This window comes from Streptomyces sp. NPDC091289, from assembly GCF_044757365.1.
Classification (GTDB): Bacteria; Actinomycetota; Actinomycetes; order Streptomycetales; family Streptomycetaceae; genus Streptomyces.
In genome coordinates, this window is record NZ_JBIVUT010000006.1 from 218,648 (window position 1) to 244,788 (window position 26,141).

Genomic DNA, 26,141 nt, shown 5'->3' on the forward strand with positions numbered 1-26,141 from the left:
GCCCTTCCGGGCCGAAGCGGTCAGAGCTTGCGCAGGGAGAGCCTCTGGACCTTGTGGTCCGGGCCCTTGCGGAGCACCAGGGTGGCGCGGCCGCGCGTCGGGGCCACGTTCTCCAGCAGGTTCGGCTTGTTGATGGTCCGCCACATGGTGCGCGCGTAGTCCAGCGCCTCCTCCTCGGAGACCTGGGTGTACTTGCGGAAGTACGAGGACGGGTCCTGGAACGCCGTGGCGCGCAGCTTGCGGAAGCGGTTCAGATACCAGGTCTCGATGTCCTCGGCGCGCGCGTCCACGTACACGCTGAAGTCGAAGTAGTCGGCGAGCCCGACCCTGGTGCGGCCGTCGCTGCCGGGCAGCGCGGGCTGCAGGACGTTCAGGCCCTCGACGATGAGGATGTCGGGGCGGCGCACGGTGAGCCGCTCGCCGGGGACGATGTCGTAGATCAGGTGCGAGTAGACGGGCGCGGTCACCTCGTCCTTGCCCGCCTTGATGTCCGCGACGAAGCGGGTCAGGGCGCGCCGGTCGTAGGACTCCGGGAACCCTTTGCGGGAGGTCAGCCCGCGCGCCTTGAGCTCCTTCATCGGCAGCAGGAACCCGTCCGTGGTCACCAGCTCGACGCGCGGGTGCTCGGGCCAGCGGGCCAGCAGCGCCTGGAGGATGCGGGCGCTGGTGGACTTGCCGACGGCGACACTGCCCGCGACCCCTATGACGAACGGGGTGCCGCGCTGTGCCCCGTGCCCGTTCCCGGCGTCCCCGAGGAAGGTGTTCAGCGCGCCGCGCAGCCCGGAGGTGGCCTGGACGTACAGGTTGAGCAGCCGAGAGAGCGGCAGATAGACGTCCCGCACCTCGTCGAGGTCGATGACGTCGCCGAGGCCCCGCAGCCGCTCCACCTCGTCGGCGGTCAGCGGCAGCGGGGTCTTGTCCCGCAGCGCGCTCCACTCGTCGCGCGAGAGGTCGACGTAGGGGGTCGGCGCATGCTCGGTGCGACGGTGGGGGCTCCGTGCGGGCGAAGTGATCACGTGTTCATTGTTGCGGGAGTTTTAACGGAGTGGGGGGTGGGGTCGGTCACGTGGGTGTGGCCTTCTCCAGGAGGGTGAACGACTTGGGCGCACCGACCGGCTGCGGCTTTCCCGCTTTGTGGCCCACGACCCGGTAGCCGGCGTCCAGGTAGTAGGCGTTCAGGCGCGTGTTCTCGGCCAGGCAGTCCAGACGGACGAACGTCCGGCCCGCGGCGGCGACGCGGTGCTCCGCGGCACGGAGCAGAAGACTCCCCGTCCCCGGCTCGGTGCTCCTGTGGTCCACCATCAGACGATGCACATAGCCGGCCACCGGCGGCTGTGGCCCCCAGGCGTCCTCGTCCTGCCACCACAGCTCCCAGGCTCCGGCCACGCGGCCGTCGGCCTCGGCTAGCCAGACCTCACCCTTCGCCATGATGCGGCGGAAATGGTCCTCGTCCAGCTGGCTGGGCCGCCACTGGCCGGTGATCCCCTGGGCGATCATCCAGCGGGCGGCGTCGTCGCGCAGACGGACGAGAGTGGCGAGGTCGGTGTCGTCGGCGAGGCGGAAGCGCAGATCGTCCATGCCGTGATCCTCACACGGCCCCGCGGGGATACGGCCGTGGGCCCGGTGTCCGCTCCCCTGTGCCGGACACCGGGCCCACGCCCGGGCTTTGTGCGAGCCGTACGGTCAGGGCTTCTGGCCCTTGGCGTCGACGACGGCCGCCCTGGTCCTCGCGATGTTCATCAGGATGTCGCCGCGCTGGTGGACCGTGGGTTCGATGCCGTCGGGTGCGGAGACCTCGTGTGTCCTGGTGACCACGTCGCGGTCTCCCGCGTAGCTGTAGTCCACCGGGTCGATGAGGATCTCGCGCCGGGTGTCCCCCTGGTCGTAGTCGCGGGTCACAGCGATGACCTGGCGGCCCGAGGCGTCCCGGATCAGGTGGTCGGTCACCTCGACGCCCCCGATGGTGGCCATCGCCCGGTAGATCCTGGCCATCGCGTCCGGCGGGAGCGGGTACGACTGGAGCAGGACCGACAGGGCACGGAAGCTGTGCTCGTCCTCGGCCTCGGGAGGGCCGTCGGGGCCGCTGCCGGTGGGGAAGACCTCCCGCAGTTTCGCGAGGAGCGCCTCGGGGTCCTCCGGCAGGTCGGCGGCGATTTGGTACGACTCGCGGGCGGTTCGGTAGTCGGTATCGGACTCGTCGTTCTCCGCTTCCTTTTCCTTGTCGTCGTACCGGACCCACGAGTCCGGGCTGTACGACCACGGCATCTTCTTCCGGACCTCGGCGGGCAGCTCCTTCCACTGCTTCTCCTGGTCCGGGTTCACCTCCCGGAGATAGATCCACTGGTCCGACCGGGGCTCCGGCGGAACCTCCTGCCGCTCCAGGAAGTCCGCGGCCCGGCCCAGGGCGGCGGCCGGGCTGGACAGGTCGAGGTCGCCCGCCACGGTCGCCGGACCCGACTGCCGGGGGTCCGAGGTGTCGACGATCTGGGTGACGAAGAGCGCCGCCGCGGTGATCGCCACGACCGCGCCGAGCGAGGTGATCCGCCAGTCGGCCCGCTGCCGGAGCGTGCGGCGGCCGCCCCTGCCCGCGATGGTGTCGGTCAGCCGCGCGCGGCCGGGGGCGAGGGCGGCGCGGTCGGGTACGGGGGCGTCGGCGCGCAGTTCGCGCAGCTGGGTCATTTCGTCCATGACGGGTTCAGCTCCTGTCCGGCCGAGACGAACGCGGGGTCGGTGCTCAGGGACTCGCGGACCTTGCGGCGGGCCCGGTTCAGCCGGGACCTGACCGTGCCGAGCGGTATCCGCAGCGCCTCGGCGACCTCCTGGTAGCCGAGGTCCGCCCAGGCGACGAGCAGCAGGACGTGCCGGTCGCCGGGGGAGAGCTTGGCCAGCGCCCCGGCGAGGGGGGCCTGCACGGCGAGCCGGTCGTCCGAGCGGTCGCTCCAGGACGCGGCCACCGGGTCGTGGCCCGTCCGGGCCAGCGCCTTCAGCGCGCGGACCTCGGTACGGCGGTGCTTGCCGATCAGATTGGCCGCGATGCCGTACAGCCAGGGCCGGGCCAGCCGGTGGGCCGTGTCGTAGCGATCCCGGGTGCGGAACGCGATGAGGAACGTCTCCGCCGTGATGTCGTCCGCCGGGCCCTCCCCGAGCCGGCGGGCGGCGTAGCGGTGGATGTCCGGGGCGTGCCGGTCGTAGAGCCCGGCGAACAGTTCGGGCTCGTCGAGGGACTGCGTGATGACGTCGGCGTCGTCTCTCGCCTCGCCCTCGGTGCCCGGGCGGGCCGGAGGTGGTCCGGTCACTGCGCCTCCAGGGGTGCGTCGGTCGGTGTGGCTGTCACCCCTGTTGCCCGCAGCGGCCGGAAAGGTTCACGGGCGGTGCTCGCCGATGTCGTGTCGTACGACCGCCCGGGCCCTCCGCTTCTCCGGCCCGGCCCGTCAGCCGCGTCCCGGTCGCAGGGAGCGCAGCACCCCCAGCGCCCGGTCCTTCAGCCCGCCGCGTCGCGCGACGGGCTGCGGGATCTCGTCCGGGTCGCGCTCCGGCATGGGGACGACGGCCCCGGCCGGGACCCCCGCGTCGATGACCGCGATCCGGTCCGGGGTGAGCTTGGCGTACAGCGTCGGCTCCACCTCCACGACGAACGCGTCGAAGCCGATGAGGTGCCGGGCCCCGTCCGGGAAGACGCGCATCGCGGCGCACGCGTCGTACCGCACGGTGATCTGCCCGTCGGGCGTGGACAAGGTGACGGCCTCCGGCCCGACGGCCAGGCTCACGGCGTCGTGGCCCCGGGACCGGTGCACGGTGCCCGCCGGGTCGGGGACCGGGGCCGACCACTGGGGAGCCGCAGTGAAGCCCGCCCAGTCCACGTCCCGTCCCGGCACCTGGATCAGTGCGGAGGCGTGCAGTTCGCGGGCCACGTCGCGCAGGTCCTCTACGGTGACGGCGGCCAGTTCGGCGCGGTGTTCGTCGGGGGTGAGGTTGGTGTGTCCCGTCAGCACGTTCAGCGCGTACGAGGGCAGTGAGGCCGCGCCGAGGTCCGGGGTCTCGTACTGCTTGAGGCGCTTCGCCCGGGCCGAGTCGAGTTCGGCCTGCCCGATGGTTCCGGCACCGAGCCGTGCCAGTACGTCGATGAAGCCGCCCACCACCGCGTCCTGCTTCTGGGGGAGGGCGTCCGCGAAGGCGGTGATCGTCGCATGGTCGTTGTCGCGCGGGTGGTAGCCGCAGTCGGCGGTGTAGGAGTAGCCGCCCTTCTGCCGCAGGTCCGTGTAGAGCGCCCGCCCCAGCACCTCCGAGAAGAGGGACGCCGCCGTACTGCGCCGCACGATGCCGTCCAGGACCACTCCGCCACTGCTGCCCGTGATGTACGCGGGGGTGACGGGCAGGGCCGAGGTCGGCGCGGGCAGCGGCTGCCGCTGCCCGGCCGGCAGGGTCAGGTCCAGCCCCTCGGGCACGGTGTCGCCGGTGATCCACAGCACCGCGTTGTCCCGGGTGAACCAGGTCCTCGCCCAGTCGCGCACCGCGTCGGCCGTCAGATGCAGCGTGCCGTACTCCGGGTAGCTGGCGAGTCCGTAGCCCCGGGCCCCGTAACGCCACAGCGGCAGCTGGTGGTTGGGGCCACGGCTGCGGCCCGCCTGCTCGGTCCGCAGGATCTCCCGCTCGGTGGCGAGGCGTTCGACCGGCAGGTCCCGCAGGGAGGCGCAGACCCCGTTGAGGTAGGCGACGACCTCCTCGGCGGTGCCGGAGACCACGAAGTGGGTGTGGGTGGCGGCGGTGGAGCCGTTGTAGTGGAAGTCCGAGACGCCGTGCCGGTGCAGCGCCAGGTGCTCCACGAGGTGGGTGAGGCCGGCCGTGGCCAGCGTCTCGTCCGCGGCCCCGACCCGGAAGTACAGCCCCGCGGTGACTGGGCCGCCGGACGTGGGCGCCAGCAGGGTCGGTATGTGGTCGACCTCGGTGGTGGTGATGAACCCGGGCTCCGGGGGAGCGGGGGTGCTTGAGGGCGTCGCGGTGGCGGTGGCGGCTGAGCTGGTGGTGGCAGTGGCGGTGGTGGTGGGCTTTTCGGTCTGCTGTGTCATCGTCGGTTCAGCCCTTCGCCAGTGCGCGTCTGCGGTGCTTGAGGAACTGCACTTCCCGGTCGCCCCAGTAACCCCACGGGGTCTCGGTGGCCTTGTCCCCGAGGGTGCGGAAGTACGGGGCGGCCTCCCGGTGGTGGCCGCCCAGGCTCAGGGCCCCGGCGAAGTCGTTGTGGTCGCCCACCCAGTGGAAGCCCGGCCGGTAGTCCGGGTGCCGTACGGACCGGTCGGCGGCGGCCATGATGTCGTCGCGCACCTCGGCCGGACGCAGGTAGTCGCCGGGCCCGTCGTCGCTCTCGTCCAGCCAGCGTTCCAGGTGCGCCTGTGCCACCAGTCGCCCCGCGTGGCTTCCCGCGGGAGCGGAGTCCATGCACGCCCGGGCGAAGCCGAACGCGTCCTCCCAGCGGCCGCCCCACTTGGGGCAGAGCTGCTGAAGCAGCAGGACCTGGCCCTGGATGTGGTGCGGGTGATGCTCCGCCAGCCGGTCGTACCGCCGCCGCGCCTCGCTCGCCCCGAGTTCCAGGCCCCGGGCGGTCGTCAGCCGCTCCATCCAGGCGAGGGCGTACGTCGGTTCGTCGGCACAGACGCCGATCAGCAACCGCTCGGCACGCCGCAGCCACGCGTGGAACGCCTGGAACTGATCCCGCGACACGTGCTCCGCCGTGTGCGAGCTGCGGATGTCCCAGCCGACGACGATGTAGCGCGCGGCGAGCAGCGTCCGGGCCAGCGGCGACCCGTGGTCGGCGACGGCGCGTTCCAGGAAGCGCTCGGAGGAGCTGAGGCCGGAGACGAGGTTCGCGGCCACGGCACGCTCGTCCTCGTCGTCCAGGAAGTCGAAGTACGCCTCCACGGTGGCCCAGTCGTTCCCGCGTACGGCGGTGCGGAGGTCCACGAGGGAGGGGATCTGGCGGCAGAGGTCGAACTCCGCGCGTATCAGGTCGGGTTCGGTGGGAGGCACGTCGGTCCTTGGGTTCTGGGATCGGACGCGACCGGTGGGGGGCCGGGCGCACGAAGCGCGCGGCGTGTCGGCGAAGGGGGCTGGTGGGGGTGGTTGAGCGGTGAGGACGAGCGGTGAGGTGATCGGAACGGGAGGCTAGCACCCCGCGCGTGGTGTGTGCCGGGGGGTTTCCGCAGGCCAGGGTTCCCCCGGAGAGCCCGAGGGGAACGGCCCCCTGCCCGCCTGCCGCTCCTCGTCCCGTACGGGCTCCAGACCCAGCGGCCCGCAGGAGAACGCGATGGCGCGGAGGAACGCGGACGCCCGCCCCCGTTCGACGGGGGCGGGCAATCGCTTCGGCAGGTCGCTTGTGGAACATGGTCCACCGCGAACGCCACCGGATGTCAGCGAGAGGCGGGGGCGAGTTCGACGCCGAGCTGGCGCAGCCACTCCAGGTTGTCGTACTGCACCCATTCTTCCGCCAGCTTCCCGTCCTCGTCGTAGCGGAAGACATTGATCAGCGTCAGCGTCACCTGCTTGCCGTGCGGCTGCACAGTTCCGAACGGTGTCGGGTCGAAAGGCTTGTCGAAGACGCCGCCCATCTCCGTCCGGCAACCGATCACATTCCCGGCGGAGACGATCTCGTATCGCTCGCAGTAGTAGTTGGTGAATGCGTCGCGCATCTGGCCGAAGAAGATTTCAAGCCCCTCGAACCCGAGGTCACCGTCAGGGCTGTGGAACGTGAAGTCTTCACTGAAGTAGGCACGCAGCGCGCTCGGATTCTCCTTGGATATGGCGTTTCGTCCGATGCGGATGAGCGCGCGGGAGCGCTCGTCGTAGCGGGTGTCATCGGGAGAGATGAAATCAGACATGTTGTTTCCTCTGGATCGGGCTGAAGGTGTCATAGGAATCCCTGCGCCCACTTGTTTCATGCCGGGCGGGCGAGGTCGAAGGCGGCGAGCTTCTTCGCTATTTCGCTCGCATAAAAAGCATCGCATTGCTGAAGCTATTCGACCAGCGAGACCTTTTCATCGCTCCCATGCGAAAACAGCATGGCTGGGCCGACCCCGACCCGAATCGCACGCTCCCTCTCACGCGGCTTCGCGCACGGCCCGCTGTCACGTCACCGCGCCATGCCGGGCGTGGAGAGTCGTTCTTTGCCCGTCTCCCGGTTCACGCATACCGTCGGGTCATGCCAGAACTGACGCTGACGGGACTGCGGGTCATGCTCGAAGTGGCTCAGCGCGGATCTTTCACAGCAGCGGCAGAAGCCCTCGGCTACACACAGTCCGCGGTGTCTCGCCAGGTCATCGCCACGGAGGCCGCGGTGGGAGCCCCGTTGTTCGAGCGGCATGCCCGCGGGGTCCGGCCGACTCTGTCCGGGGAGACGCTGCTGCGGCACGCGCGCCGCATGCTGGCGCATGCGCAAGCCGCCGAGCTGGAGATCGCCGGGCTCCGCGACCGCCTCGCCGGCCGCCTGGCCGTCGGCGCGTACCCCACCGCAGCGGCTGCGCTCGTGCCCCGGGCCATCGCGCGCTTGCGAAAGGCGCACCCGGCTCTCACCGTGAGCCTGTGGGAGACGGGCAGCCCCGCCCAGTTGCGCCGCCTGCGTGCGGGCCGCATCGAGATGGCTGTCGTGGCCATCGGGGAAGGACTTCCCGACTACGACTTCACCGGGCTGCGCGTCGAGGCCATCGGCGCCGGCCGAGGCATCGGCGTGGCCGTCCACGCGGCCCATCCGCTGGCTTCCCGGGACGAGGTGCACGTCGACGAGCTGGCGCAGGAGGCCTGGATCGTGGGAGTCGGCAAGGAGGGCGCACCCCAGTTCGGCGCGTGGCCCACTCTTGAAGCTCCGCGGGTGGCCTACGAGGCGCGCGGCTGGCAGACACGCCTGGGGCTCGTTGCCGCAGGATTGGGCATCTCGGTGGTACCCGCTCTGGCCGCGGACACCATCCCGCGGGATGTGAAATGGCTGCGGGTCGAGGATCCCGCGTTCGTACCCGGAAGACAGACCGCGATGGTCACGGCGCACGACGCGTCGGCCGGCGCGCGAGCCATGCTCCAGGCCATGCGCGACGAGATCACCGGACTCGCCACGGAGCGCCGACCAGCCGTATGACGGCCGGGCGACCGGGTGTTCCCTTACGGCTCCGGGGCGACCTCCCGGCCCTTCTGACCTCAAGATCATGTACTGGCGGCTTTGGCCCTGCCGCGGCGCTACCCGAGGTGGCGCTCACCGGATCGTGACAGCCGCGACCCGGTGGAGCGCGATGCGGTGGACCGGGACGTGGCAGACCGCGACGTGGTGGACCGCGTCGCTGTCACCCGCGACATAAAAGCTTTTGAGTACTTGCTTTTAAGTACTGGGGAAATAACCCAACCCAACCCAGCCCTGACCGGCCTGTGGCTGACCCCCGGGTGCGCGGGCGCGTTTCGGGCGCGTAAGCGCGTGAGGGCGTCGTCACTCACACGGGTGAAGTGTGCCAACCGGGCTGGATTTATGACCTGTTGGCGGGCATATGCTCACGCTGACCACCACCTCAGACATGAGACGGCCCCCGACCGGGACTGGCATCCCGATCGAAGGCCTGACCACCTAGGAAGCGAACCCTTCCCGATGGATACCCAGCAGGTTAGCGCGCCCTCGCGCGCCCCGTCCTCCGGCCTCGTACACATCAACATCCGGCTCACCGACGGCTTCTCGATCATCTCCAACCGGCTCTCCCAGCACCGGGACATGTCGCTGCTGGCCATCGGCCTCGGCACCCACATCCAGTCGCTGCCCGCCGGGAGGCGCATCGGCATCAAGGCGCTCGCCGCGATCTTCCCGGAGAGCGAGGTCCGCATCGCCGCCGCCCTGCGCGAGCTGGAGCGCCACGGGTTCCTGCGGCGCACCCGCGAACGCGGCCGTGGCGGCCGCTTCGTCATGCGTACGGAGTCGTACAACCACCCGGACAACCACCCGGACAGCCACCCGTACAGCCACCCGGACAAGCACCCGGAGGCGGCGGCCCCTGCCCAGCCCGTATGGGAGCGTGAGCCTGCTCCCGTACCCGTACCCGTACCGGTGCCCGTCGTGGTGCCTGAGCCCGAGCCGCAGCCGCAGCCTGTGCCCCTGCCCCGGCTCGTGCCGCCGCCCACCGCCCCCAAGCCGCCGCCCCCGCCGCTGCCCGTCCCCTCCACGCCCAGCGCCGCGTTGCTCGGTGAGGCCGCCCGCCTGCTCGCCGGGCTTCAGGTCACCGCACCCCTGTTCGTCCTCTCCGAGGCGGACGTGGAGCGGCTCACTCCCGGGGTCGCCGCCTGGCTGGAGCGGGGCATGCGGCCGGACGCGGTGCGGGGCGCGCTCACCGACGATCCGCCCGTGCCCCTCCGGCACCCGGCGAAGCTCCTGCGGCACCGGCTCATCGCGCTTCTGCCGCCGTCCCTGCCCGCCCCCGTACCCGTCGTCCCCCTCCAGAACTGCGACGACTGCGACCGGGCCTTCAGGTCGTCCGCGCCGGGATACTGCGGGGAATGCAGCGAGGTCCGTGCGTTCGGTGGCGCATTGCCTCTGCTCAGTGCGTGAGGTCAACGGCCCGCCGTCCCACGCCCGTTCAGTCGATCTGCGCGCAGATATCGGTCTTGGTGATCACCGGGCCGGCCACGGTCTTGGCTCCGGCCGGGTCGATGCCGATCGTGTAGACGCCGTCGACGACGTACATGCCCCGGGCGAGGTTGCCGTCCCCGACGCCCACCAACACCGGGCCCACCACGCGCCAGAACTGGGCTCCGGAGGCGTACACATCGACGAGGGCGGAGCCGCTCACATCGGCGTCGTAATGGGCTCCGGTCTCCTTGTTCGTCACCCGGACCACGAGGTCGCCCTTGTACGCGCTCCGCGTGACGCCCTCGGCGGGCGGGGGCAGTTCGCGTCGGACGACCTCGTCCACGATCGGTTCGCCGTGGATGGCGAACGCGCACCGCTCGCCCGCCGCGACGTCCCAGGGGGTCGAGGGGGCCGGTTCCCAGCCGGATCCCTGCGGAGCGGTGGTGCTGGTGGTGGTGGTCGGGGCCGCTGCGGCGGGGCCCGTGCCGAGTGTCACCACGGCCGCGCAGGCCGTGCCGAGAGCGCCTAGAACGATGCTGCGTCGCATGAGATCTCCCCAGAAGTCGGTAGCTGGTAGTCGGTGGCCAGAAGTGCTGTTCGTCGAAGGATGCGACCGGTCGCTCACCAAAGGCTCACCACGACGCGGGCCGGGCCCGGGGGTGGCCTCGCGGGCGGGGGCAGTTGGATGCTTTCCCGATGGAATTCCAGTTGCTCGGACCCTTCGCCGCCCGGCACCGGGGGCGACCCGTGCTCGCGGGGCTGCGCCGCCAGGAGCGGTGCCTGCTGGCCGTCCTCGTCCTGGAGGCCGGCCGGACCGTTCCGACCGGGCGGCTCATCGACCTGCTCTGGAACGGCGAGGCTCCGGCCGGGGCCCGTTCCGCCGTGCACACGTACATCGGCAGGCTGCGCGCCTCCCTCGGGCCCGACGGCGTACACCTGGAGACGCGCAACGACGGCTACCTGCTCCGTGCCGACGATCACCTGATCGACACCCGGGCCTTCGAGGACGGGGTGCGGGAGGCCGCGGCGGCCGTGGACGACGAGGAGCGGGTGCTCCACTACGACCGGGCGCTGGCGCTGTGGCGGGGCGAGTTGCTCGCGGACGTCGCGGACGAGGCCCTGCGCGACCGGATCGGCCGGCGGCTCGCCGTGCTGCGGCTGTCGGCGGCGGAGGAGCGCGCCCGGCTCCTTCTGTCGCTGGGGCGGCACGAGCACGTGGCCGCCGAGCTGCCCCCGCTCGCCGAGGAGCACCCCGAACGGGAACGGCTCGTCGCGGACAGCATGGTCGCCCTGCACCGCAGCGGGCGGTCGGCGGAGGCGCTCCAGCTCTACCGGACCACGCGCAGCGCCCTGCGGTCCGCCTTCGACGCCGAGCCAGGGCAGGACCTGCGGACCCTGTACGACCGGGTCCGCCGGGACGACCCGGCCCTGCGGCGGCCCGTGACGCCCACGTACGCCGTCCGGGTGCGGGGGGAGTGGCTGCCGTGGAACACCAGCGGGGACCCCGCCCTGGAGTTCTGCAACACCTACGCCGGGTGGGGCGGCGGCCCACGGCCCGGCTCGGAGTGGCTGCGCGGCTACCGCACGCTCGCGGTCTGGGCCGGGCACCTGGACCTCGTCGACGACCGTACGGTCACCCTCCTGCTGCGGAGGGCGGAGGAGCGGCCGGAGGAGGCGAGCGCCGTGCTGGAGGAAGCGCGGGAGTTCCGGAGCGCGCTGTACGGCTGCCTGACGGAGGCTGTGGGGGGTGGCGGCGAGGCCTTCGCCCGGGCCGCCGGGGTGATCCAGGAGGCCATGCGCCACGCGGTCTTCGTCCGGGGCGAGGACGGGCTCGGGCGCTGGAGCCCGCCTTCCGGTTCCGGGCCCCGGATCCCGCTGTACGCCGTGGCCCAGCGCGCCGCGGACCTGCTCGCCGACCCCCGCCGCCTCACCGTCCGCGTCTGCCCGGGGAAGGGCTGCGGGTGGCTCTTCCTCGACGCGGGTGGCCGGCGTCGCTGGTGCAGCATGGGCGTCTGCGGGCGGGCGGAGTCGGACGCCGACGACCGCCGGATCCCGTCGTGAGAAGGAAGCGCGGAAAGTGCTCGTGAAGAAGATGCGGAAAGTGCTCGTGAAAAAGATTCGGGCGGCGTGTCGATCGGGCCCGGTCCCGTTCGTCGTCATCGTGTAGGGCGACCCGCACGGCGGGCGCGACACACGCGACACACAGGCGACAGGAGCCGACCATGAAGTACATGCTGCTGATCCACAGCGGGGCCGTCGACGAGCAGGGCGGCGCGCCCCAGTGCACCGTCGAGGACTGGATGGCCTACGACAAGGACGTACGCGACGCGGGGATCCACGTCTCCGGGGAGTCGCTGGCCGACCTGGTGACCGCGACCACCGTGCGGGTCTCGCCGACGGGGGAGCGGACCGTGACGGACGGGCCGTTCGCCGAGACACGGGAGCTGCTGGGCGGGTTCCTCGTGATCGACGTGCCCGACCTCGACGCCGCCCTCGACTGGGCCGCGCGCTGTCCCGGCTCGCGCGACGGCGGCTCGGTCGTCGTCCGGCCGGTCGCGGACTTCGGGGCCTGAGAGCCGTGCCGGGCGAGGTGCCGGGTGAGGCTCGGGCCGCCGTCGAGGCGGTGTTCCGGGAGGAGCGCGGGCTGCTGCTCGCCTCCCTCGTCCGCCGGTTCGGGGACCTCGACCTGGCCGAGGAGGTGACGTCCGAGGCGATCGAGGCGGCGCTGCGGCACTGGCCCGCCGAAGGCGTCCCCGCCCGCCCCGGGGCCTGGCTGCTGACGACCGCCCGGCGTCGGGCGGTGGACCGGCTGCGGCGCGACCAGGCGTACGCGGCCCGGCTCGCCGTCCTGCGGGCCGACGCGGAACGCGCCGAGCCCGGCCCCGCCGCGGACGCCTCCGGAGTCGGTGAACTGCCGGACGAGCGGCTCCAGTTGTTCTTCACCTGCACCCACCCCGCCCTCGCCGCCGAGGACCGTACCGCCCTGACCCTGCGCTGCCTCGCCGGGCTCACGACGCCGGAGGTGGCGCGGGCGTTCCTCGTGCCGACGGCGACCATGGCCCAGCGCATCGTGCGGGCGAAGAAGAAGATCCGCGAAGCCAGGATCCCGTTCCGGGTGCCCGGCCCCGACGAGCTGCCGGAGCGGCTGCCCGGGGTGCTCCAGGTCGTCTACTCGGTCTTCACGGAGGGGTACGCGGCCAGCTCGGGACCCCGTCTCCAGCGGCTCGACCTGGCCGAGGAGGCGATCCGGCTGGCCCGGATACTGCACCGCCTGCTGCCCGCCGAGCGGGAGAGCGCCGGGCTCCTCGCGCTGCTGCTCCTCGTCCACGCCCGGCGCGACGCCCGGACCGGCCCGGAGGGGGAGCCGGTGCTCCTGGAGGACCAGGACCGGGGGCGCTGGGACCGGCCGATGATCGAGGAGGGCCGCGCCCTGGTCGTACAGGCGCTGACGGGCGGGCCGGCCGGGCCCTACGGGGTGCAGGCCGCCATCGCCGCCCTGCACGACGAGGCGGCGGACGTGGCGGCCACGGACTGGCCGCAGATCGTGGCCCTGTACGACGTGCTCCGCACGCTCACGCCGTCCCCCGTGGTGGAGGTGAACCGTGCCGTGGCGGTGGCGATGAGGGACGGGCCGGGGGCCGGGCTCGCGCTGCTCGACGCGTTGGCGGGGGAGCCCCGCCTGCGGGCGTACCCGCCGTACGTGGTGGCGCGGGGGGACCTGCTGAGCCGGCTGGGGCGGGAGGAGGAGGCCGCTGACGCGTACCGGGAGGCGCTGGAACTCGCGGGCACCGAGCCGGAGCGGGCCGCGCTGCGGCGGAAGTTGGGGGAGTAGGAGTAGGAGTAGGAGTAGGAGTCGGGGCAGGGGGTGGCCTGTCGATTCCGTCCAGCTCCGTCCAGCTCTGTTCAGCCCCGTTCGGCCAAACGGAATCGATGGCCGGAACCACCATCTTGACCCGCTCATGACATGACTTCATCCTGTGGCCGTCGCACAGCTCCACCCCCCCACCATCCCGACGGACCCAGGAGATGCCAGCATGCGACTCGTCACCGCACGGAGATCCCGGCCGACGAAGGCCCGACGTAACGCCGCCTTGGCCGTCCTGCTCGCCCTCGCCCTCGCGGCCCCCGCCACCGCCGTGGCCACCGCCGGGGCCGCGGCCCCGAACGCGGCCGTCGCCGCGGACGAGCAGACGCTCCAGTACGAGATCACCGGGCGCACCACCCCCGCCGCCCGCACCGACATCGCCCGCGCGGGCGTCTCGATCGACGAGGTCCACGACCACGGCGTCGTGATCACCGCGGACTCCGCCCAGGCCCGTACGCTCCGGGCGCGCGGCCACGTACTGGAGGCCTTGCCCGCCCCGGTCGCCGAGCCGCACGCGGCCGACGGCGTCGGCGCGCTCGACTTCCCGCCCGCCGACTCCCGCTATCACAACTACGCCGAGATGAACACGGCGATCGACGCGCTCATCGCCGAGAACCCCTCGATCATGAACAAGCGCGTCATCGGCCAGACCCACGAGGGCCGGGACATCATCGCGGTCAAGGTCAGCGACAACGTCGCCACCGACGAGGCCGAACCCGAGGTCCTGTTCACCGCCCACCAGCACGCCCGCGAGCACCTGACCGTCGAGATGGCGCTCTACCTGCTCACCGAACTGGGCCAGGGCTACGGCTCCGACTCCCGGATCACCCAGGCGGTCGACGGCCGTGAGCTGTGGATCGTCCCGGACATGAATCCGGACGGCGGCGAGTACGACATCGCCACGGGCTCCTACCGCAGCTGGCGCAAGAACCGGCAGCCCAACTCCGGCTCCAGCGCGGTCGGCACCGACCTCAACCGCAACTGGGACTACAAGTGGGGCTGCTGCGGCGGCTCCTCCTCCAGCCCGTCGTCGGAGACCTACCGTGGGGCCGCGGCCGAGTCGGCTCCTGAGACGACGGTCGTGGCGGACTTCGTGCGCAGCCGGGTGGTCGGCGGGGAGCAGCAGATCACGGCGGCCATCGACTTCCACACGTACAGCGAACTGGTGCTGTGGCCCTTCGGCTACACGTACGACGACACCGCCCCCGGCATGACGGCCGACGACCGCGACGCGTTCGCCGCGGTGGGTCAGAAGATGGCGGCGAGCAACGGGTACACCGCCGAGCAGTCCAGTGACCTCTACATCACGGACGGCTCGATCGACGACTGGCTGTGGGGCTCGCAGAAGATCTTCGGCTACACCTTCGAGATGTACCCGCGCTCGGCCTCCGGCGGCGGCTTCTACCCGCCCGACGAGGTCATCGAGCGCGAGACCTCCCGGAACCGGGACGCGGTGCTGCAACTGATCGAGAACGCGGACTGCATGTACCGGTCGATCGGCAAGGAGGCGCAGTACTGCTCGTGACCGGTGACGGGACTGCTCGTGACTGGTGACGGGACTGCTCGTGACTCGTGACGGGCTGATCCCGCTCCGCGCGGGCCGGGACCCGGCGGTGCCTCACGCCGCCGTGCCCCGGCCCGCGCACTTCGGTACGGAGACGTCCCGGCAGAGGTCGGTGACTCCCGCGAGCCGCTTCCGGCCTTATGGTGCCGCTATGTGCGGAATCGTGGGTTATGTCGGTAACCAGTCGGCGCAGGACGTCGTCGTCGCGGGACTCAAGCGCCTCGAATACCGGGGCTACGACTCGGCGGGCGTCGCCGTTCTCGCGGACGGCGGGCTCGCCGCCGCGAAGAAGGCGGGCAAGCTCGTCAATCTGGAGAAGGAGCTGGGGGACCGGCCGCTGCCGGCCGGGCGGACCGGCATCGGGCACACCCGCTGGGCGACGCACGGCGCGCCCAACGACACGAACGCCCACCCCCACCTGGACAACGCGGGCCGGGTCGCCGTCGTCCACAACGGGATCATCGAGAACTTCGCGGCCCTGCGCCGCGAACTGACCGGGCGCGGGCACGCCCTGGAGTCGGAGACGGACACCGAGGTCGTCGCGCATCTGCTGGCCGAGGCGTTCTCGGCGGGCGGGGACCTGGCCGACGCGATGCGGCAGGTGTGCCGGCGGCTGGAGGGGGCGTTCACCCTCGTCGCCGTGCACGCGGACCAGCCGGATGTGGTGGTCGGCGCTCGGCGCAACTCGCCGCTCGTCGTGGGGGTCGGGGACGACGAGTGGTTCCTCGCCTCCGATGTCGCCGCGTTCATCGCGCACACCCGGTCCGCCGTCGAGCTCTGTCAGGACCAGGTCGTCGAGCTGAGCCGCGAGGGCGTCACCGTCACCGGGTTCGACGGGGAGCCGGCCGAGGTCCGCGAGTACCACGTCGACTGGGACGCGTCCGCCGCCGAGAAGGGCGGCTACGCCTCCTTCATGCTCAAGGAGATCGCCGACCAGCCCCAGGCCGTCGCCGACACCCTCCTCGGCCGGATCGACGGCGAGGGCGCGCTCCACCTCGACGAGGTGCGCATCCCGGACACCGAACTGCGGGAGGTCGACAAGGTCGTCATCGTCGCCTGCGGCACCGCCTTCCACGCCGGGATGATCGCCAAGTACGCCATCGAGCACTGGACCCGGCTGCCCTGCGAAACCGAACTGGCCAGTGAGTTCCGCTACCGCGACCCGATCCTGGACCAGCGCACCCTCGTCGTCGCCATCTCGCAGTCCGGCGAGACCATGGACACCCTGATGGCGCTGCGGCACGCCCGCGAACAGGGCGCGAAGGTGCTCGCCATCTGCAACACGAACGGCTCGACGATCCCGCGCGAGTCCGACGCCGTCCTCTACACACACGCCGGGCCCGAGGTCGCCGTCGCCTCCACCAAGGCCTTCCTCACCCAGCTCGTCGCCTGCTACCTCGTGGCGCTCTACCTCGGCCAGGTGCGCGGCACCAAGTGGGGCGACGAGATCCGTACGGTGGTGCGCCAGCTCTCCGCCGTCTCCGGGGAGGTCGACCGCGTACTGGAGACGATGGAGCCCGTGCGCGAACTGGCCCGGTCCCTCGCCCACCACGACACCGTGCTGTTCGTCGGCCGGCACGTCGGCTATCCGGTCGCCCTCGAAGGCGCGCTCAAGCTCAAGGAACTCGCCTACATGCACGCCGAGGGCTTCGCGGCCGGCGAGCTGAAGCACGGGCCGATCGCGCTCATCGAGGAGGGGCTCCCGGTCGTGGTCATCGTGCCGTCACCGCGCGGGCGTTCGGTCCTCCACGACAAGATCGTCTCCAACATCCAGGAGATCCGGGCCCGGGGCGCGCGCACCATCGTCGTCGCCGAGGAGGGCGACGAGGCCGTCGTCCCGTACGCCGACCACCTCATCACCGTCCCCGCAACGCCTACGCTGCTTCAGCCGCTGGTCACCACCGTGCCGCTCCAGGTCTTCGCCTGCGAGCTCGCGACGGCCCGCGGCAACGAAGTGGACCAGCCGCGCAACCTGGCGAAGTCCGTGACCGTGGAGTGAGCCGGGGCGTGCGCCCCGGGTGATGGGGATGGCGAGGGTGGGTTCGTGATCATCGGAGTCGGGATCGACGTGGCCGAGATCGAGCGCTTCGGCGCGGCGCTGGAGCGTACGCCCCAGTTGGCCGACCGGCTCTTCGTCGGGAGTGAGCTGACGCTGCCCAGCGGCGAGCGGCGCGGCATCGCCTCGCTCGCCGCCCGGTTCGCCGCGAAGGAGGCCCTGGCCAAGGCGCTCGGCGCACCGGGCGGGCTGCTCTGGAGCGACGCGGAGGTCTGGGTCGAGGAGAGCGGGCAGCCCCGGCTGCGGGTACGCGGCACGGTCGCCGCCCGCGCCGCCGAACTGGGCGTACGCGGCTGGCACGTCTCGCTCAGCCATGATGCGGGCGTCGCGTCGGCGGTGGTCATCGCCGAGGGGTGACACCCGCACGGCAGAACCGGGCGCGGCCTTGGCCGAACAGGCCGCCACGGCTTTGTGGGGGTGGCGTCGGCCCCCGTGATCGCGGAGGGTTGGACCCATGCGACGTGCCTACAGCGTGGAGACCGTACGGGCCGCCGAGGCCGCCCTCATGCAGCGGCTGCCGGAGGGCGCCCTGATGCAGCGCGCCGCCGCCGGGCTCGCCGTGGCCTGCGGCGATCTGCTGCGGCGCAACGGCCGGGTGTACGGGTCCCGGGTCCTGCTCCTGGTCGGCAGCGGCGACAACGGCGGCGACGCGCTGTACGCGGGCGCCCGCCTCGCCCGCCGGGGCGCGGGCGTCCGCGCCCTGCTGCTCGCCCCCGACCGGGCGCACCCCGGCGGCCTCGCCGCGCTGCTGGCCGCCGGGGGGCAGATCGTGGACGGGCCGGACGGGCTCGGCGTGCTCGACCTCGTCGTGGACGGCATCACCGGCATCGGCGGGCGCGGCGGGCTGCGCGAGGACGCCGTCGAACTGCTGCACACGGTGACCCGGGACCGTACGCCGGTCCTCTCCGTCGACCTGCCGAGCGGGGTGGAGGCCGACACCGGGGAGGTGCACGGCGACGCGGTCCGGGCGGACGCGACGGTCACCTTCGGCACCTACAAGCCCGGCCTCCTCGTCGACCCGGCCGCCGAACACGCGGGGGCCCTGCGGCTGGTGGACATCGGGCTCGGCCCGGAGCTGCCCGAGCCGCCGGACCTGGAGGCGCTCCAGTACGCGGACGTCGCGGCGCTGCTGCCGGTGCCGGGGGCCGAGAGCGACAAGTACCGGCGCGGGGTCGTCGGCGTCGTCGCCGGGTCCGAGCGCTACCCGGGCGCGGCGGTCCTCGCGGTCGCGGGCGCGCTGCGCGGCGGGGCCGGGGCCGTGCGGTACGTCGGACCGGGCGCGGACGCGGTGATCGCCCGCTTCCCCGAGGCGCTGGTGCACGCCGGGCCGCCGTCGAAGGCCGGGCGGGTGCAGGCCTGGGTGGTCGGGCCGGGGCTCGGCGACGGCAGGAGCGCGGAGGCGGCCGTCGCCGATGTGCTGGCCGCCGACGTCCCCGTACTCGTCGACGCGGACGGGCTGCGGCTGCTGGACGCGGAGACCGTCCGCACCCGGACCGCCCCCACCGTCCTCACCCCGCACGCGGGAGAGGCCGCCGCCCTGCTCGGCACGGCCCGCGAGGAGGTCGAGGCCGGGCGGCTCGTCGCGGTGCGCGAACTGGCCGCCCGCTACCGCGCCACCGTGCTCCTCAAGGGCTCCACGACCCTGATCGCGGAGGCCCGCGACACTCCCGTACGGGTCAACCCGACCGGCACGTCCTGGCTCGCCACGGCGGGCAGCGGCGACGTGCTCTCCGGGCTGACGGGCTCCCTGCTCGCGGCCGGGCTCGCCCCGCGCGACGCCGCGTCCGTCGGCGCGTATCTGCACGGGCTCGCCGCCCGGCACGGCTCGGACGGGGCCCCGGTCTCCGCCCAGGACGTCGCGGACGGCATCCCGGCGGCCTGGCGCGACGTGCGGGCGGGGTGAGCGGGGGCGATGGTGGAGAACGTGAGCGAACCCGTACGCGTACGCAGGGCCTACGACCCGGCCGAGGACGGCGACGGCACCCGGGTCCTGGTCGACCGGCTCTGGCCCCGGGGCGTCTCCAAGGAGCGGGCCGCCATCGACGTATGGCTCAAGGACGTCACGCCCTCGGACGAGCTGCGCTCCTGGTACCACCACGACCGCGCGGACCGGCACGAGGAGTTCGTCGAGCGCTACCGCACCGAGCTGGACGACCCGACGCACACGGAGGCGGTCGAGCGGCTGGTGGGGCTTGTGCGGAACGGTGGGCCCGTCACCCTGATCACCGCCGCCAAGGACGTCGCCGACAGCCATGTCCCGGTGCTGGTCGACCACGTCAAGCATGTGATGAAACGTACATAAGCCCGGATACCGGCGTGCGCTGCCCGAGAGGCGACCGACGCCTCTGAGACACTGGGCGCGATGAACGAGACAGCGTCCCTGAGAGCCCGTGCCGAGATCGACCTCGCCGCGCTGCGCGCCAATGTGCGTGTCCTGCGCGAGCGGGCGGCCGGTGCGCAGCTCATGGCCGTGGTGAAGTCCGACGGGTACGGGCACGGGGCGGTGCCCTGCGCCAGGGCCGCGCGGGAGGCCGGGGCGACCTGGCTGGGCACCGCGACCCCGCAGGAGGCGTTCGCCCTGCGTGCGGCCGGTCTCGACGGCCGGATCATGTGCTGGCTGTGGACGCCGGGCGGCCCCTGGCGCGAGGCGATCGAGGCCGACATCGACGTGTCGGTCAGCGGCATGTGGGCGCTGCGCGAGGTCGTCGCGGCCGCTGCCGGGGCGGGCCGCCCGGCCAGGATCCAGCTCAAGGCCGACACCGGCCTCGGCCGGAGCGGCTGCCAGCCCGCCGACTGGCCCGAACTGGTCACCGAGGCGCTGGCCGCCGAGCGGACCGGACACGTCCGGATCACCGGCCTGTGGTCCCACTTCGCCTGCGCCGACGAGCCCGGCCACCCCTCGATCGCCGCCCAGCTCGACGTCTACCGCGACATGGTCGCGTACGCCGAGAAGGAGGGCGTGGTCCCCGAGGTGCGGCACCTGGCCAACTCCCCGGCCACGCTCACGATCCCCGAGGCGCACTTCGACCTCGTCCGGACCGGCATCGCGATCTACGGCATCTCGCCCGCCCCCGAGCTGGGCACGCCCGCCGACTTCGGACTGCGCCCCGTGATGACGCTCGCCGCGTCCGTCGCCCTGGTCAAGGACGCCCCGGCCGGACACGGCGTCAGCTACGGCCACCACTACACGACGTCCGCCGAGACGACCCTCGGCCTGATCCCCGTCGGCTACGCGGACGGCGTCCCGCGCCACGCGTCGGGCCGGGGACCCGTCCTGGTCGGCGGGAAGACGCGCACGGTCGCGGGCCGCGTCGCCATGGACCAGTTCGTCGTCGACCTCGACGGCGACCGGCCGGAGGCGGGCGCGGAAGCGGTGCTGTTCGGGCCCGGCGACCGGGGCGAACCGACCGCGCAGGACTGGGCGGAGGCCGCCGACACCATCGCGTACGAGATCGTCACCCGCATCGGCACCCGGGTGCCGAGGGTGTACGTGAACGGGACGGCCAGCCCGACCGATCAGACCCATCCGACCGATCAGACCCATCCGACTGATCCGGCCGATCCGACCGAGGGCGTGGCGCGGTGAGCGAGAGCAGCGCGGGGGCCGTGGTGGCCACGGCGGCCGGCTGGCGTCGGGCGGGGATCGCCGGGGCCGCGATAGGGGTGCTCGCCGCCGGTGCGGCGGCCGGGGTCGCCGTCGAGCGGCTCACCGTCGGGCGCGGCATGCGGAAGAAGGCCCGCCTCGCGCTGGACGCCACCGGGCCCTACGGCTCGCTGCGCGGCACGCCGGGCCGGGCCGTCGCCGACGACGGCACCGAGCTGTACTACGAGATCGACGAGGTGGAGCCCGAGGCGTCCGAGGACGGAGCCGTTTCCACTGGAAACGCCTCCGGCACCCGCCGCCGTCGCCTCTTCGGGCGCAAGGCCCCCGCCCCGGTCACCGTCGTCTTCAGCCACGGCTACTGCCTCGGCCAGGACTCCTGGCACTTCCAGCGGGCCGCCCTGCGCGGCCTCGTCCGCGCCGTCTACTGGGACCAGCGCAGCCACGGCCGCTCCGGGCGGGGCCGGTCCCAGGCGGACGGGGTGCCCGTCGGCATCGACCAGCTCGGCCGCGACCTGAAGGCGGTCATCGACGCGGCGGCCCCCGAGGGCCCGCTGGTGCTGGCCGGGCACTCGATGGGCGGCATGACGATGATGGCGCTGGCCGACCAGTACCCGGCCCTGATCCGCGACCGGGTCGCCGCCGTCGCCCTGGTCGGCACCTCCAGCGGCAAGCTCGGCGAGGTCAGCTTCGGGCTGCCGGTGGCGGGCGTGAACGCGGTGCGCCGGGTGCTGCCCGGGGTGCTGAAGGCGCTCGGCTCGCAGACGGAGCTGGTGGAGAAGGGGCGGCGGGCCACGGCGGACCTCTTCGCCGGGCTGATCAAGCGGTATTCGTTCGGTTCGCGGGACGTGGACCCGGCGGTCTCCCGGTTCGCGGAACGGATGATCGAGTCCACCCCGATCGATGTGGTCGCCGAGTTCTACCCGGCCTTCACCGAGCACGACAAGAGCGGCGCGCTGCCCGCGTTCCGGGACGTGCCCGTGCTGATCCTGGCCGGGGACAAGGACCTGGTCACCCCCAGCTCGCACAGCGAGGCCATCGCGGACGTCCTGCCCGACGCCGAGCTGGTGATCGTGCCGGACGCCGGGCACCTGGTGATGCTGGAGCACCCGGAGACGGTCACGGACCGGCTGGCCGACCTGCTCGTACGCAGCGGCACGGTGCCGGGCGCTAACGTTGGCGGACATGGAAGCACCGCACAGCAGCCCGGCCGCTGAGACCGTTCCGGAGCCCGCAGGAACGACCGCTCCCGAGCCCGCAGGAACCGTACCCGAGGCCGTCGCCGTGACGCTCACCGTCACGTCCCCCGAACAGATGCAGGACCTGGGCCGCCGCCTCGCCCGGATCCTGGCCCCCGGCGACCTGGTGATGCTCACGGGCGAGCTGGGCGCCGGGAAGACGACGCTGACCCGGGGCCTCGGCGAGGGCCTCGGCGTGCGCGGCGCGGTCACCTCGCCCACCTTCGTCATCGCCCGCGTCCACCCCTCGCTGACCGGGGGCCCCGCCCTCGTCCACGTCGACGCGTACCGCCTGGGCGGCGGGCTCGACGAGATGGAGGACCTGGACCTGGACGTGTCGCTGCCGGAGTCGGTGGTGGTCGTGGAGTGGGGCGACGGCAAGGTCGAGGAGCTGGCCGAGGACCGGCTGCGGGTCCTCATCGACCGCGCGACCGGCGACACCGACGACGAGCGGCGCGAGGTGACCCTGGTCGGCATCGGGGCGCGCTGGGCGGGGCTGCGGGAGGACCTGGCGTAACGCTCCGGCCCTGGCCTTCCCGACAGGGCGTCGGTAAATTGTTGCGCGGGGGACCGTGGTCGTGGTCACATGGGTACGAGACCTGGTTAGGTCTACCTAACCTCGCCCTCCACCGGAGCACCCAGGAGGCATCCATGCCGACGCCCGAGCGCGCAGCGCGACCGCAGCCGCGACCGACTCCGTCCGCCGTGTCGATGAAAGACCTGTCGATGAAAGACCTGCTGGCCTCGTGCGCCGCGGCCACCGCGGTCTCCACCCCGCCGAGCGAGGCGGCGGAAGCGGCCGACCTGGACGAGGAGAGCGCACACGAGGACGCCGCCCGGCGGCGGGCCGCGTAACGCCCGGTCCGCGTAAGACGCCTACGGCACGACGACAGACGTTTACGGGACGACGACGACCTTCGCGCCGACCGTCGCGAAGGTCCACAATGCGTTGCCGTCCGCGCGCTTCATCCGGACGCCGCCGGTCTTCGACGTCGGGTCCGGGCTGGCCATCGAGCCGTCCTGCGCCGCGCTGAAGCCGATCGCGACCTCGTCCACGTTCGCGAAGCGGACCACGTGCTCGATCGGGATGCCGTCCGAGCCCTGGACCGTGCCCGAGCGCGAGGTGACCTGGTGGACCCCGGGCGGCGGGCTGACCGGGCTCGGCATCACGGTGAAGGTGCGGATCGCCTCGTTGTTCTCGTCGACGAGCCACACCCGGCGGTCCTTCAGCGCGTAGACGACGCGCTCGCCCTTGCCGGAAGCGGCCGGGACCGCCAGCGGGTCGGCCTTCGGCTTCGGCGCGGTGGAGGGCTGTGCCGGGGCCGAGGCGGAGGCCTTCGGGCCGCCGGGCGTGGACGCCACCGAATCGGGGGCGTGCGCCGAGGCCTGGTAAGCGAGGAAGGCGACCGCGGCGACCGCCGCCGCAGTGAGCCCGGCCACGATTCCCGAGCTGCTCCTTGCCACCGTGAACTCCCCTTTCGGCGCCGCCTGCCGCATGTCGTACAAGCGTTTACGTCGTACCCGCGGATACCCGGTGACGGTAGCAGCAGACAGGGGGCGGACCAGGACGCCGTACGGACGCGGTAACGCCGTCGGCGGAGCCGTAGGCTGTTTGCGTGCTCTTGCTCGCCATGGATACCGCCACGCCCGCCGTCACCGTCGCCCTGCACGACGGTACGTCCGTCATCGCCTCCTCGGGACAGGTCGACGCCCGCAGGCACGGGGAGCTGCTGCTCCCCGCCGTCGACCGGGTCCTCGCCGAGGCCGGGACGAAGCTCGACGCCGTGACGGGCGTGGTCGTGGGCGTCGGCCCCGGCCCCTACACCGGCCTCCGGGTCGGCCTGGTCACCGCCGCCACCTTCGGCTCCGCCCTCTCCGTACCCGTACACGGGATCTGCACTCTGGACGGCCTCGCGTACGCCGCCGGGACCGGGGGCCTGGAAGGGCCGTTCGCCGTGGCGACCGACGCGCGCCGCAAAGAGGTCTACTGGGCGCGGTACGAGGACGCCCGCACCCGTACGGGCGAACCCGCCGTCGACCGGCCCGCCGATATCGCCGAAGCCCTCGCCGGGCTTCCCGTGGTCGGCGCGGGCGCGAGGCTCTATCCGGAGTCCTTCCCGGACGCGCGCGGACCCGAGCACGTCGCCGCCGGGGCGCTCGCCGCGCTCGCCGCCGAACGTCTCGCCGCCGGGCAGGAGCTGCTGGAGCCGCAACCGCTCTATCTGCGCCGGCCCGACGCCCAGGTCCCGAAGAACTACAAGGTGGTCACCCCCACGTGAGCGCCTCCTCCGCCGCCGTACTGCGCGAGATGCGCTGGTGGGACATCGCACCGGTGCTGGAGCTCGAACACGCGCTGTTCCCGGACGACGCCTGGTCGCCCGGCATGTTCTGGTCCGAGCTGGCCCACGCCCGCGGCCCCGGCGCCACCCGCCACTACGCCGTCGCCGAGGACCCCGTCACCGGGCGGATCGTCGGCTACGCCGGGCTCGCCGCCCTCGGCGACCTGGCCGACGTCCAGACGATCGCGGTCAGCCGCGAGGCGTGGGGCACCGGCCTCGGCTCCGAACTCCTCACCGATCTGCTGAAGGCCGCGACCGACTTCGAGTGCGCCACCGTGCTGCTCGAAGTACGGGTCGACAACGCCCGCGCGCAGAAGCTGTACGAGCGCTTCGGCTTCGAGCCGATCGGCTTCCGGCGCGGCTACTACCAGCCGGGGAACATCGACGCGCTCGTCATGCGCCTCACCATGCAAGAGCAAGCCGTGCACGAACACGTAGCGGAAAACGGGACTGAATGATGGCTGCCGACGAACCCCTCGTACTCGGCATCGAGACCTCCTGCGACGAGACCGGCGTCGGCATCGTGCGCGGGACAACCCTGCTCGCGGACGCCGTCGCCTCCAGCGTCGACACCCACGCCCGCTTCGGCGGCGTCGTCCCGGAGATCGCCTCCCGCGCCCACCTGGAGGCGATGGTCCCCACCATCGAGCGCGCCCTGAAGGAGGCGGGCATCAGCGCCCGCGACCTCGACGGGATCGCCGTCACCTCCGGCCCCGGGCTCGCGGGTGCGCTGCTCGTCGGCGTCTCGGCCGCCAAGGCGTACGCGTACGCGCTCGGCAAGCCGCTGTACGGGGTCAACCACCTCGCCTCGCACATCTGCGTCGACCAGCTGGAGCACGGGCCGCTGCCCGAGCCGACGATGGCCCTGCTGGTCAGCGGCGGGCACTCGTCCCTGCTCCTGGCCCCCGACATCACCAGCGACGTCCGCCCGCTCGGCGCGACGATCGACGACGCGGCGGGCGAGGCGTTCGACAAGATCGCCCGCGTGCTGCATCTGGGCTTTCCCGGCGGCCCGGTCATCGACCGCCTCGCGAAGGAGGGCGACCCGAAGTCCATCGCCTTCCCGCGTGGTCTGACCGGTCCGCGCGACGCCCCGTACGACTTCTCCTTCTCCGGCCTGAAGACGTCGGTGGCGCGCTGGATCGAGGCGAAGCGCGCGGCGGGCGAGGAGGTGCCGGTACGCGATGTGGCGGCGTCCTTCCAGGAGGCCGTGGTGGACGTGCTCACCCGCAAGGCCGTCCGGGCCTGCAAGGACGAGGGCGTCGACCACCTGATGATCGGCGGCGGCGTCGCCGCCAACTCCCGGCTGCGCGCCCTGGCCCAGGAGCGCTGCGAGCGGGCCGGCATCCGGCTGCGGGTGCCGCGCCCCGGGCTCTGCACCGACAACGGCGCGATGGTCGCGGCGCTCGGCGCGGAGATGGTCGCCCGCAACCGCCGCCCCTCCGACCTGGAGCTGTCGGCCGACTCCTCGCTGCCGGTCACGGAGCCGCATGTGCCGGGCACCGCGCACTCCCACGACCATGTGCACGAGATCAGCAAGGACAACCTGTACTCATGAGCGGCGCGACCATCGTTCTGATGTGGGAGGCCCGGGCCGTCGAGGGCCGTGGCGGTGAACTCCTGGAGTGGGCCCGTGCCCGGTCCGCCGAGCTGGCCCGCGAGCCCCACCGCCGCGAACTGCTGCGCGCCCCGCAGGACCGGGTCCTGGTGATGACGTGGTGGCAGGACGCCTCGTACGCCGACGACCTGCCCGAACTTCCCGAGCCCGACGCCGCCCTGATCACCCGGCCGGTGCACCGCTGGCGCTTCGAGGCCGTGGGCTGAGCGGCGCACCGGGCGGAAGCCGTCAGGCCTCCGCGCCTCGCGTCCCGCGCCCGGTCAGTCTTCGCGCCTCG

The 26,141-nt window shown here is 72.7% G+C and carries 27 protein-coding genes; 18 read left to right on the plus strand and 9 right to left on the minus strand.

From position 1 onward, the window contains the following. Positions 1-20 precede the first annotated feature (20 nt). From coaA to ACIQPT_RS10160, 7 genes are all read right to left on the minus strand, one after another. Entirely contained in the window at positions 21-1,016 is a 996-nt protein-coding gene (coaA, locus tag ACIQPT_RS10130; protein ID WP_329158575.1) for a type I pantothenate kinase, read from the minus strand. A gap of 46 nt (positions 1,017-1,062) precedes the next feature. Next, complete coding sequence (locus tag ACIQPT_RS10135) at positions 1,063-1,578, minus strand: GNAT family N-acetyltransferase (RefSeq protein ID WP_401154509.1); 516 nt, start codon at positions 1,576-1,578, stop codon at positions 1,063-1,065. Positions 1,579-1,683: 105 nt separating this feature from the next. Then, positions 1,684-2,688 carry a CU044_5270 family protein gene (locus ACIQPT_RS10140; RefSeq protein ID WP_401154511.1) on the minus strand — a complete coding sequence of 335 codons (1,005 nt, stop codon included), beginning with the start codon at positions 2,686-2,688 and terminating at the stop codon, positions 1,684-1,686. Next, the gene (locus ACIQPT_RS10145; RefSeq protein ID WP_401154513.1) at positions 2,676-3,296 is read right to left on the minus strand and encodes an RNA polymerase sigma factor; all 621 of its coding nucleotides are present in this window, start codon (positions 3,294-3,296) and stop codon (positions 2,676-2,678) included. The genes ACIQPT_RS10140 and ACIQPT_RS10145 overlap by 13 nt, the downstream gene beginning before the upstream one ends. Positions 3,297-3,431: 135 nt before the next feature. Next, a complete protein-coding gene (locus tag ACIQPT_RS10150) occupies positions 3,432-5,066 on the minus strand; it encodes a M16 family metallopeptidase (protein WP_401154514.1) in 1,635 nt (544 codons plus the stop codon). A gap of 7 nt (positions 5,067-5,073) precedes the next feature. After that, positions 5,074-6,021 carry a hypothetical protein gene (locus tag ACIQPT_RS10155; RefSeq protein WP_401154516.1) on the minus strand — a complete coding sequence of 316 codons (948 nt, stop codon included), beginning with the start codon at positions 6,019-6,021 and terminating at the stop codon, positions 5,074-5,076. A 380-nt stretch (positions 6,022-6,401) separates the two neighbouring features. Beyond that, positions 6,402-6,869: an ester cyclase gene (locus ACIQPT_RS10160; protein WP_401154518.1), complete on the minus strand. Its 468-nt coding sequence runs from the start codon at positions 6,867-6,869 to the stop codon at positions 6,402-6,404. Positions 6,870-7,189: 320 nt separating this feature from the next. Between ACIQPT_RS10160 and ACIQPT_RS10165 the strand changes: the two genes are divergently transcribed. Both ACIQPT_RS10165 and ACIQPT_RS10170 read left to right on the plus strand, forming a co-directional pair. Next, on the plus strand, positions 7,190-8,116 hold the full coding sequence (locus ACIQPT_RS10165) for a LysR family transcriptional regulator (RefSeq protein WP_401154520.1): 927 nt from the start codon (positions 7,190-7,192) through the stop codon (positions 8,114-8,116). A 498-nt stretch (positions 8,117-8,614) separates the two neighbouring features. Continuing rightward, positions 8,615-9,562 (plus strand): hypothetical protein, encoded by a 948-nt coding sequence (locus ACIQPT_RS10170; RefSeq protein ID WP_401154522.1) that lies wholly within the window; start codon positions 8,615-8,617, stop codon positions 9,560-9,562. Positions 9,563-9,590: 28 nt separating this feature from the next. Here the strand turns inward: ACIQPT_RS10170 and ACIQPT_RS10175 are convergent, their stop codons facing one another. Beyond that, positions 9,591-10,130 carry a hypothetical protein gene (locus ACIQPT_RS10175; protein WP_401154524.1) on the minus strand — a complete coding sequence of 180 codons (540 nt, stop codon included), beginning with the start codon at positions 10,128-10,130 and terminating at the stop codon, positions 9,591-9,593. Between the two features lie 149 nt (positions 10,131-10,279). Between ACIQPT_RS10175 and ACIQPT_RS10180 the strand changes: the two genes are divergently transcribed. From ACIQPT_RS10180 to ACIQPT_RS10235, 12 genes are all read left to right on the plus strand, one after another. Continuing rightward, complete coding sequence (locus tag ACIQPT_RS10180) at positions 10,280-11,644, plus strand: BTAD domain-containing putative transcriptional regulator (protein ID WP_401154526.1); 1,365 nt, start codon at positions 10,280-10,282, stop codon at positions 11,642-11,644. A 161-nt stretch (positions 11,645-11,805) separates the two neighbouring features. Next, on the plus strand, positions 11,806-12,156 hold the full coding sequence (locus ACIQPT_RS10185) for a YciI family protein (RefSeq protein WP_032792637.1): 351 nt from the start codon (positions 11,806-11,808) through the stop codon (positions 12,154-12,156). Positions 12,157-12,161: 5 nt separating this feature from the next. Beyond that, a complete protein-coding gene (locus ACIQPT_RS10190; protein ID WP_401154527.1) occupies positions 12,162-13,415 on the plus strand; it encodes an RNA polymerase sigma factor in 1,254 nt (417 codons plus the stop codon). 202 nt (positions 13,416-13,617) lie between these two features. Next, positions 13,618-14,973 carry a M14 family metallopeptidase gene (locus ACIQPT_RS10195; RefSeq protein WP_401154529.1) on the plus strand — a complete coding sequence of 452 codons (1,356 nt, stop codon included), beginning with the start codon at positions 13,618-13,620 and terminating at the stop codon, positions 14,971-14,973. A 190-nt stretch (positions 14,974-15,163) separates the two neighbouring features. Continuing rightward, positions 15,164-17,011, plus strand: coding sequence for a glutamine--fructose-6-phosphate transaminase (isomerizing) (glmS, locus tag ACIQPT_RS10200; RefSeq protein ID WP_401154530.1), 1,848 nt, complete (start codon positions 15,164-15,166; stop codon positions 17,009-17,011). 45 nt (positions 17,012-17,056) lie between these two features. Beyond that, the gene (locus ACIQPT_RS10205) at positions 17,057-17,425 is read left to right on the plus strand and encodes a holo-ACP synthase (RefSeq protein ID WP_030084374.1); all 369 of its coding nucleotides are present in this window, start codon (positions 17,057-17,059) and stop codon (positions 17,423-17,425) included. 97 nt (positions 17,426-17,522) lie between these two features. Further along, on the plus strand, positions 17,523-18,971 hold the full coding sequence (locus tag ACIQPT_RS10210; protein WP_401154532.1) for an NAD(P)H-hydrate dehydratase: 1,449 nt from the start codon (positions 17,523-17,525) through the stop codon (positions 18,969-18,971). A 9-nt stretch (positions 18,972-18,980) separates the two neighbouring features. After that, positions 18,981-19,370: a DUF488 domain-containing protein gene (locus ACIQPT_RS10215; RefSeq protein ID WP_401154533.1), complete on the plus strand. Its 390-nt coding sequence runs from the start codon at positions 18,981-18,983 to the stop codon at positions 19,368-19,370. Between the two features lie 60 nt (positions 19,371-19,430). Then, a complete protein-coding gene (gene alr, locus ACIQPT_RS10220) occupies positions 19,431-20,654 on the plus strand; it encodes an alanine racemase (RefSeq protein WP_401154535.1) in 1,224 nt (407 codons plus the stop codon). Further along, a complete protein-coding gene (locus tag ACIQPT_RS10225; protein WP_401154537.1) occupies positions 20,651-21,886 on the plus strand; it encodes an alpha/beta fold hydrolase in 1,236 nt (411 codons plus the stop codon). The genes alr and ACIQPT_RS10225 overlap by 4 nt, the downstream gene beginning before the upstream one ends. Further along, positions 21,855-22,424: a tRNA (adenosine(37)-N6)-threonylcarbamoyltransferase complex ATPase subunit type 1 TsaE gene (gene tsaE / locus ACIQPT_RS10230; RefSeq protein WP_401154539.1), complete on the plus strand. Its 570-nt coding sequence runs from the start codon at positions 21,855-21,857 to the stop codon at positions 22,422-22,424. Before ACIQPT_RS10225 ends, tsaE begins: the two co-directional genes overlap by 32 nt. Positions 22,425-22,558: 134 nt before the next feature. Further along, positions 22,559-22,762, plus strand: a complete 204-nt coding sequence (locus ACIQPT_RS10235; RefSeq protein WP_401154541.1) for a hypothetical protein — start codon at positions 22,559-22,561, stop codon at positions 22,760-22,762. 42 nt (positions 22,763-22,804) lie between these two features. On the opposite strand, the gene ACIQPT_RS10240 is transcribed toward ACIQPT_RS10235, so the two are convergent. Continuing rightward, complete coding sequence (locus ACIQPT_RS10240) at positions 22,805-23,347, minus strand: hypothetical protein (protein ID WP_401154543.1); 543 nt, start codon at positions 23,345-23,347, stop codon at positions 22,805-22,807. Between the two features lie 191 nt (positions 23,348-23,538). On the opposite strand from ACIQPT_RS10240, the gene tsaB reads away from it, so the two are divergent. The 4 genes from tsaB to ACIQPT_RS10260 are packed head-to-tail and all read left to right on the plus strand — an operon-like array spanning position 23,539 to position 26,070. Further along, a complete protein-coding gene (tsaB, locus tag ACIQPT_RS10245; protein ID WP_401154668.1) occupies positions 23,539-24,186 on the plus strand; it encodes a tRNA (adenosine(37)-N6)-threonylcarbamoyltransferase complex dimerization subunit type 1 TsaB in 648 nt (215 codons plus the stop codon). 29 nt (positions 24,187-24,215) lie between these two features. Beyond that, entirely contained in the window at positions 24,216-24,704 is a 489-nt protein-coding gene (gene rimI / locus ACIQPT_RS10250; RefSeq protein WP_401154670.1) for a ribosomal protein S18-alanine N-acetyltransferase, read from the plus strand. Next, on the plus strand, positions 24,704-25,804 hold the full coding sequence (gene tsaD, locus ACIQPT_RS10255) for a tRNA (adenosine(37)-N6)-threonylcarbamoyltransferase complex transferase subunit TsaD (RefSeq protein WP_401154545.1): 1,101 nt from the start codon (positions 24,704-24,706) through the stop codon (positions 25,802-25,804). Before rimI ends, tsaD begins: the two co-directional genes overlap by 1 nt. Continuing rightward, the gene (locus ACIQPT_RS10260; protein WP_401154546.1) at positions 25,801-26,070 is read left to right on the plus strand and encodes a hypothetical protein; all 270 of its coding nucleotides are present in this window, start codon (positions 25,801-25,803) and stop codon (positions 26,068-26,070) included. The genes tsaD and ACIQPT_RS10260 overlap by 4 nt, the downstream gene beginning before the upstream one ends. Positions 26,071-26,141 lie beyond the last annotated feature (71 nt).

Coding starts and splice junctions, on each gene's coding strand:
- ACIQPT_RS10140 (WP_401154511.1), bottom strand. CDS start 2,688: ATGGACGAAATGACCCAGCTGCGCGAACTGCGCGCCGACGCCCCCGTA.
- ACIQPT_RS10165 (WP_401154520.1), top strand. CDS start 7,190: ATGCCAGAACTGACGCTGACGGGACTGCGGGTCATGCTCGAAGTGGCT.
- ACIQPT_RS10135 (WP_401154509.1), bottom strand. CDS start 1,578: ATGGACGATCTGCGCTTCCGCCTCGCCGACGACACCGACCTCGCCACT.
- rimI (WP_401154670.1), top strand. CDS start 24,216: ATGCGCTGGTGGGACATCGCACCGGTGCTGGAGCTCGAACACGCGCTG.
- ACIQPT_RS10150 (WP_401154514.1), bottom strand. CDS start 5,066: ATGACACAGCAGACCGAAAAGCCCACCACCACCGCCACTGCCACCACC.
- tsaB (WP_401154668.1), top strand. CDS start 23,539: ATGGATACCGCCACGCCCGCCGTCACCGTCGCCCTGCACGACGGTACG.
- ACIQPT_RS10235 (WP_401154541.1), top strand. CDS start 22,559: ATGCCGACGCCCGAGCGCGCAGCGCGACCGCAGCCGCGACCGACTCCG.
- ACIQPT_RS10195 (WP_401154529.1), top strand. CDS start 13,618: ATGCGACTCGTCACCGCACGGAGATCCCGGCCGACGAAGGCCCGACGT.
- tsaD (WP_401154545.1), top strand. CDS start 24,704: ATGGCTGCCGACGAACCCCTCGTACTCGGCATCGAGACCTCCTGCGAC.
- ACIQPT_RS10210 (WP_401154532.1), top strand. CDS start 17,523: ATGCGACGTGCCTACAGCGTGGAGACCGTACGGGCCGCCGAGGCCGCC.
- ACIQPT_RS10185 (WP_032792637.1), top strand. CDS start 11,806: ATGAAGTACATGCTGCTGATCCACAGCGGGGCCGTCGACGAGCAGGGC.
- alr (WP_401154535.1), top strand. CDS start 19,431: ATGAACGAGACAGCGTCCCTGAGAGCCCGTGCCGAGATCGACCTCGCC.
- tsaE (WP_401154539.1), top strand. CDS start 21,855: ATGGAAGCACCGCACAGCAGCCCGGCCGCTGAGACCGTTCCGGAGCCC.
- ACIQPT_RS10215 (WP_401154533.1), top strand. CDS start 18,981: ATGGTGGAGAACGTGAGCGAACCCGTACGCGTACGCAGGGCCTACGAC.
- ACIQPT_RS10260 (WP_401154546.1), top strand. CDS start 25,801: ATGAGCGGCGCGACCATCGTTCTGATGTGGGAGGCCCGGGCCGTCGAG.
- ACIQPT_RS10180 (WP_401154526.1), top strand. CDS start 10,280: ATGGAATTCCAGTTGCTCGGACCCTTCGCCGCCCGGCACCGGGGGCGA.
- ACIQPT_RS10160 (WP_401154518.1), bottom strand. CDS start 6,869: ATGTCTGATTTCATCTCTCCCGATGACACCCGCTACGACGAGCGCTCC.
- ACIQPT_RS10175 (WP_401154524.1), bottom strand. CDS start 10,130: ATGCGACGCAGCATCGTTCTAGGCGCTCTCGGCACGGCCTGCGCGGCC.
- glmS (WP_401154530.1), top strand. CDS start 15,164: ATGTGCGGAATCGTGGGTTATGTCGGTAACCAGTCGGCGCAGGACGTC.
- ACIQPT_RS10170 (WP_401154522.1), top strand. CDS start 8,615: ATGGATACCCAGCAGGTTAGCGCGCCCTCGCGCGCCCCGTCCTCCGGC.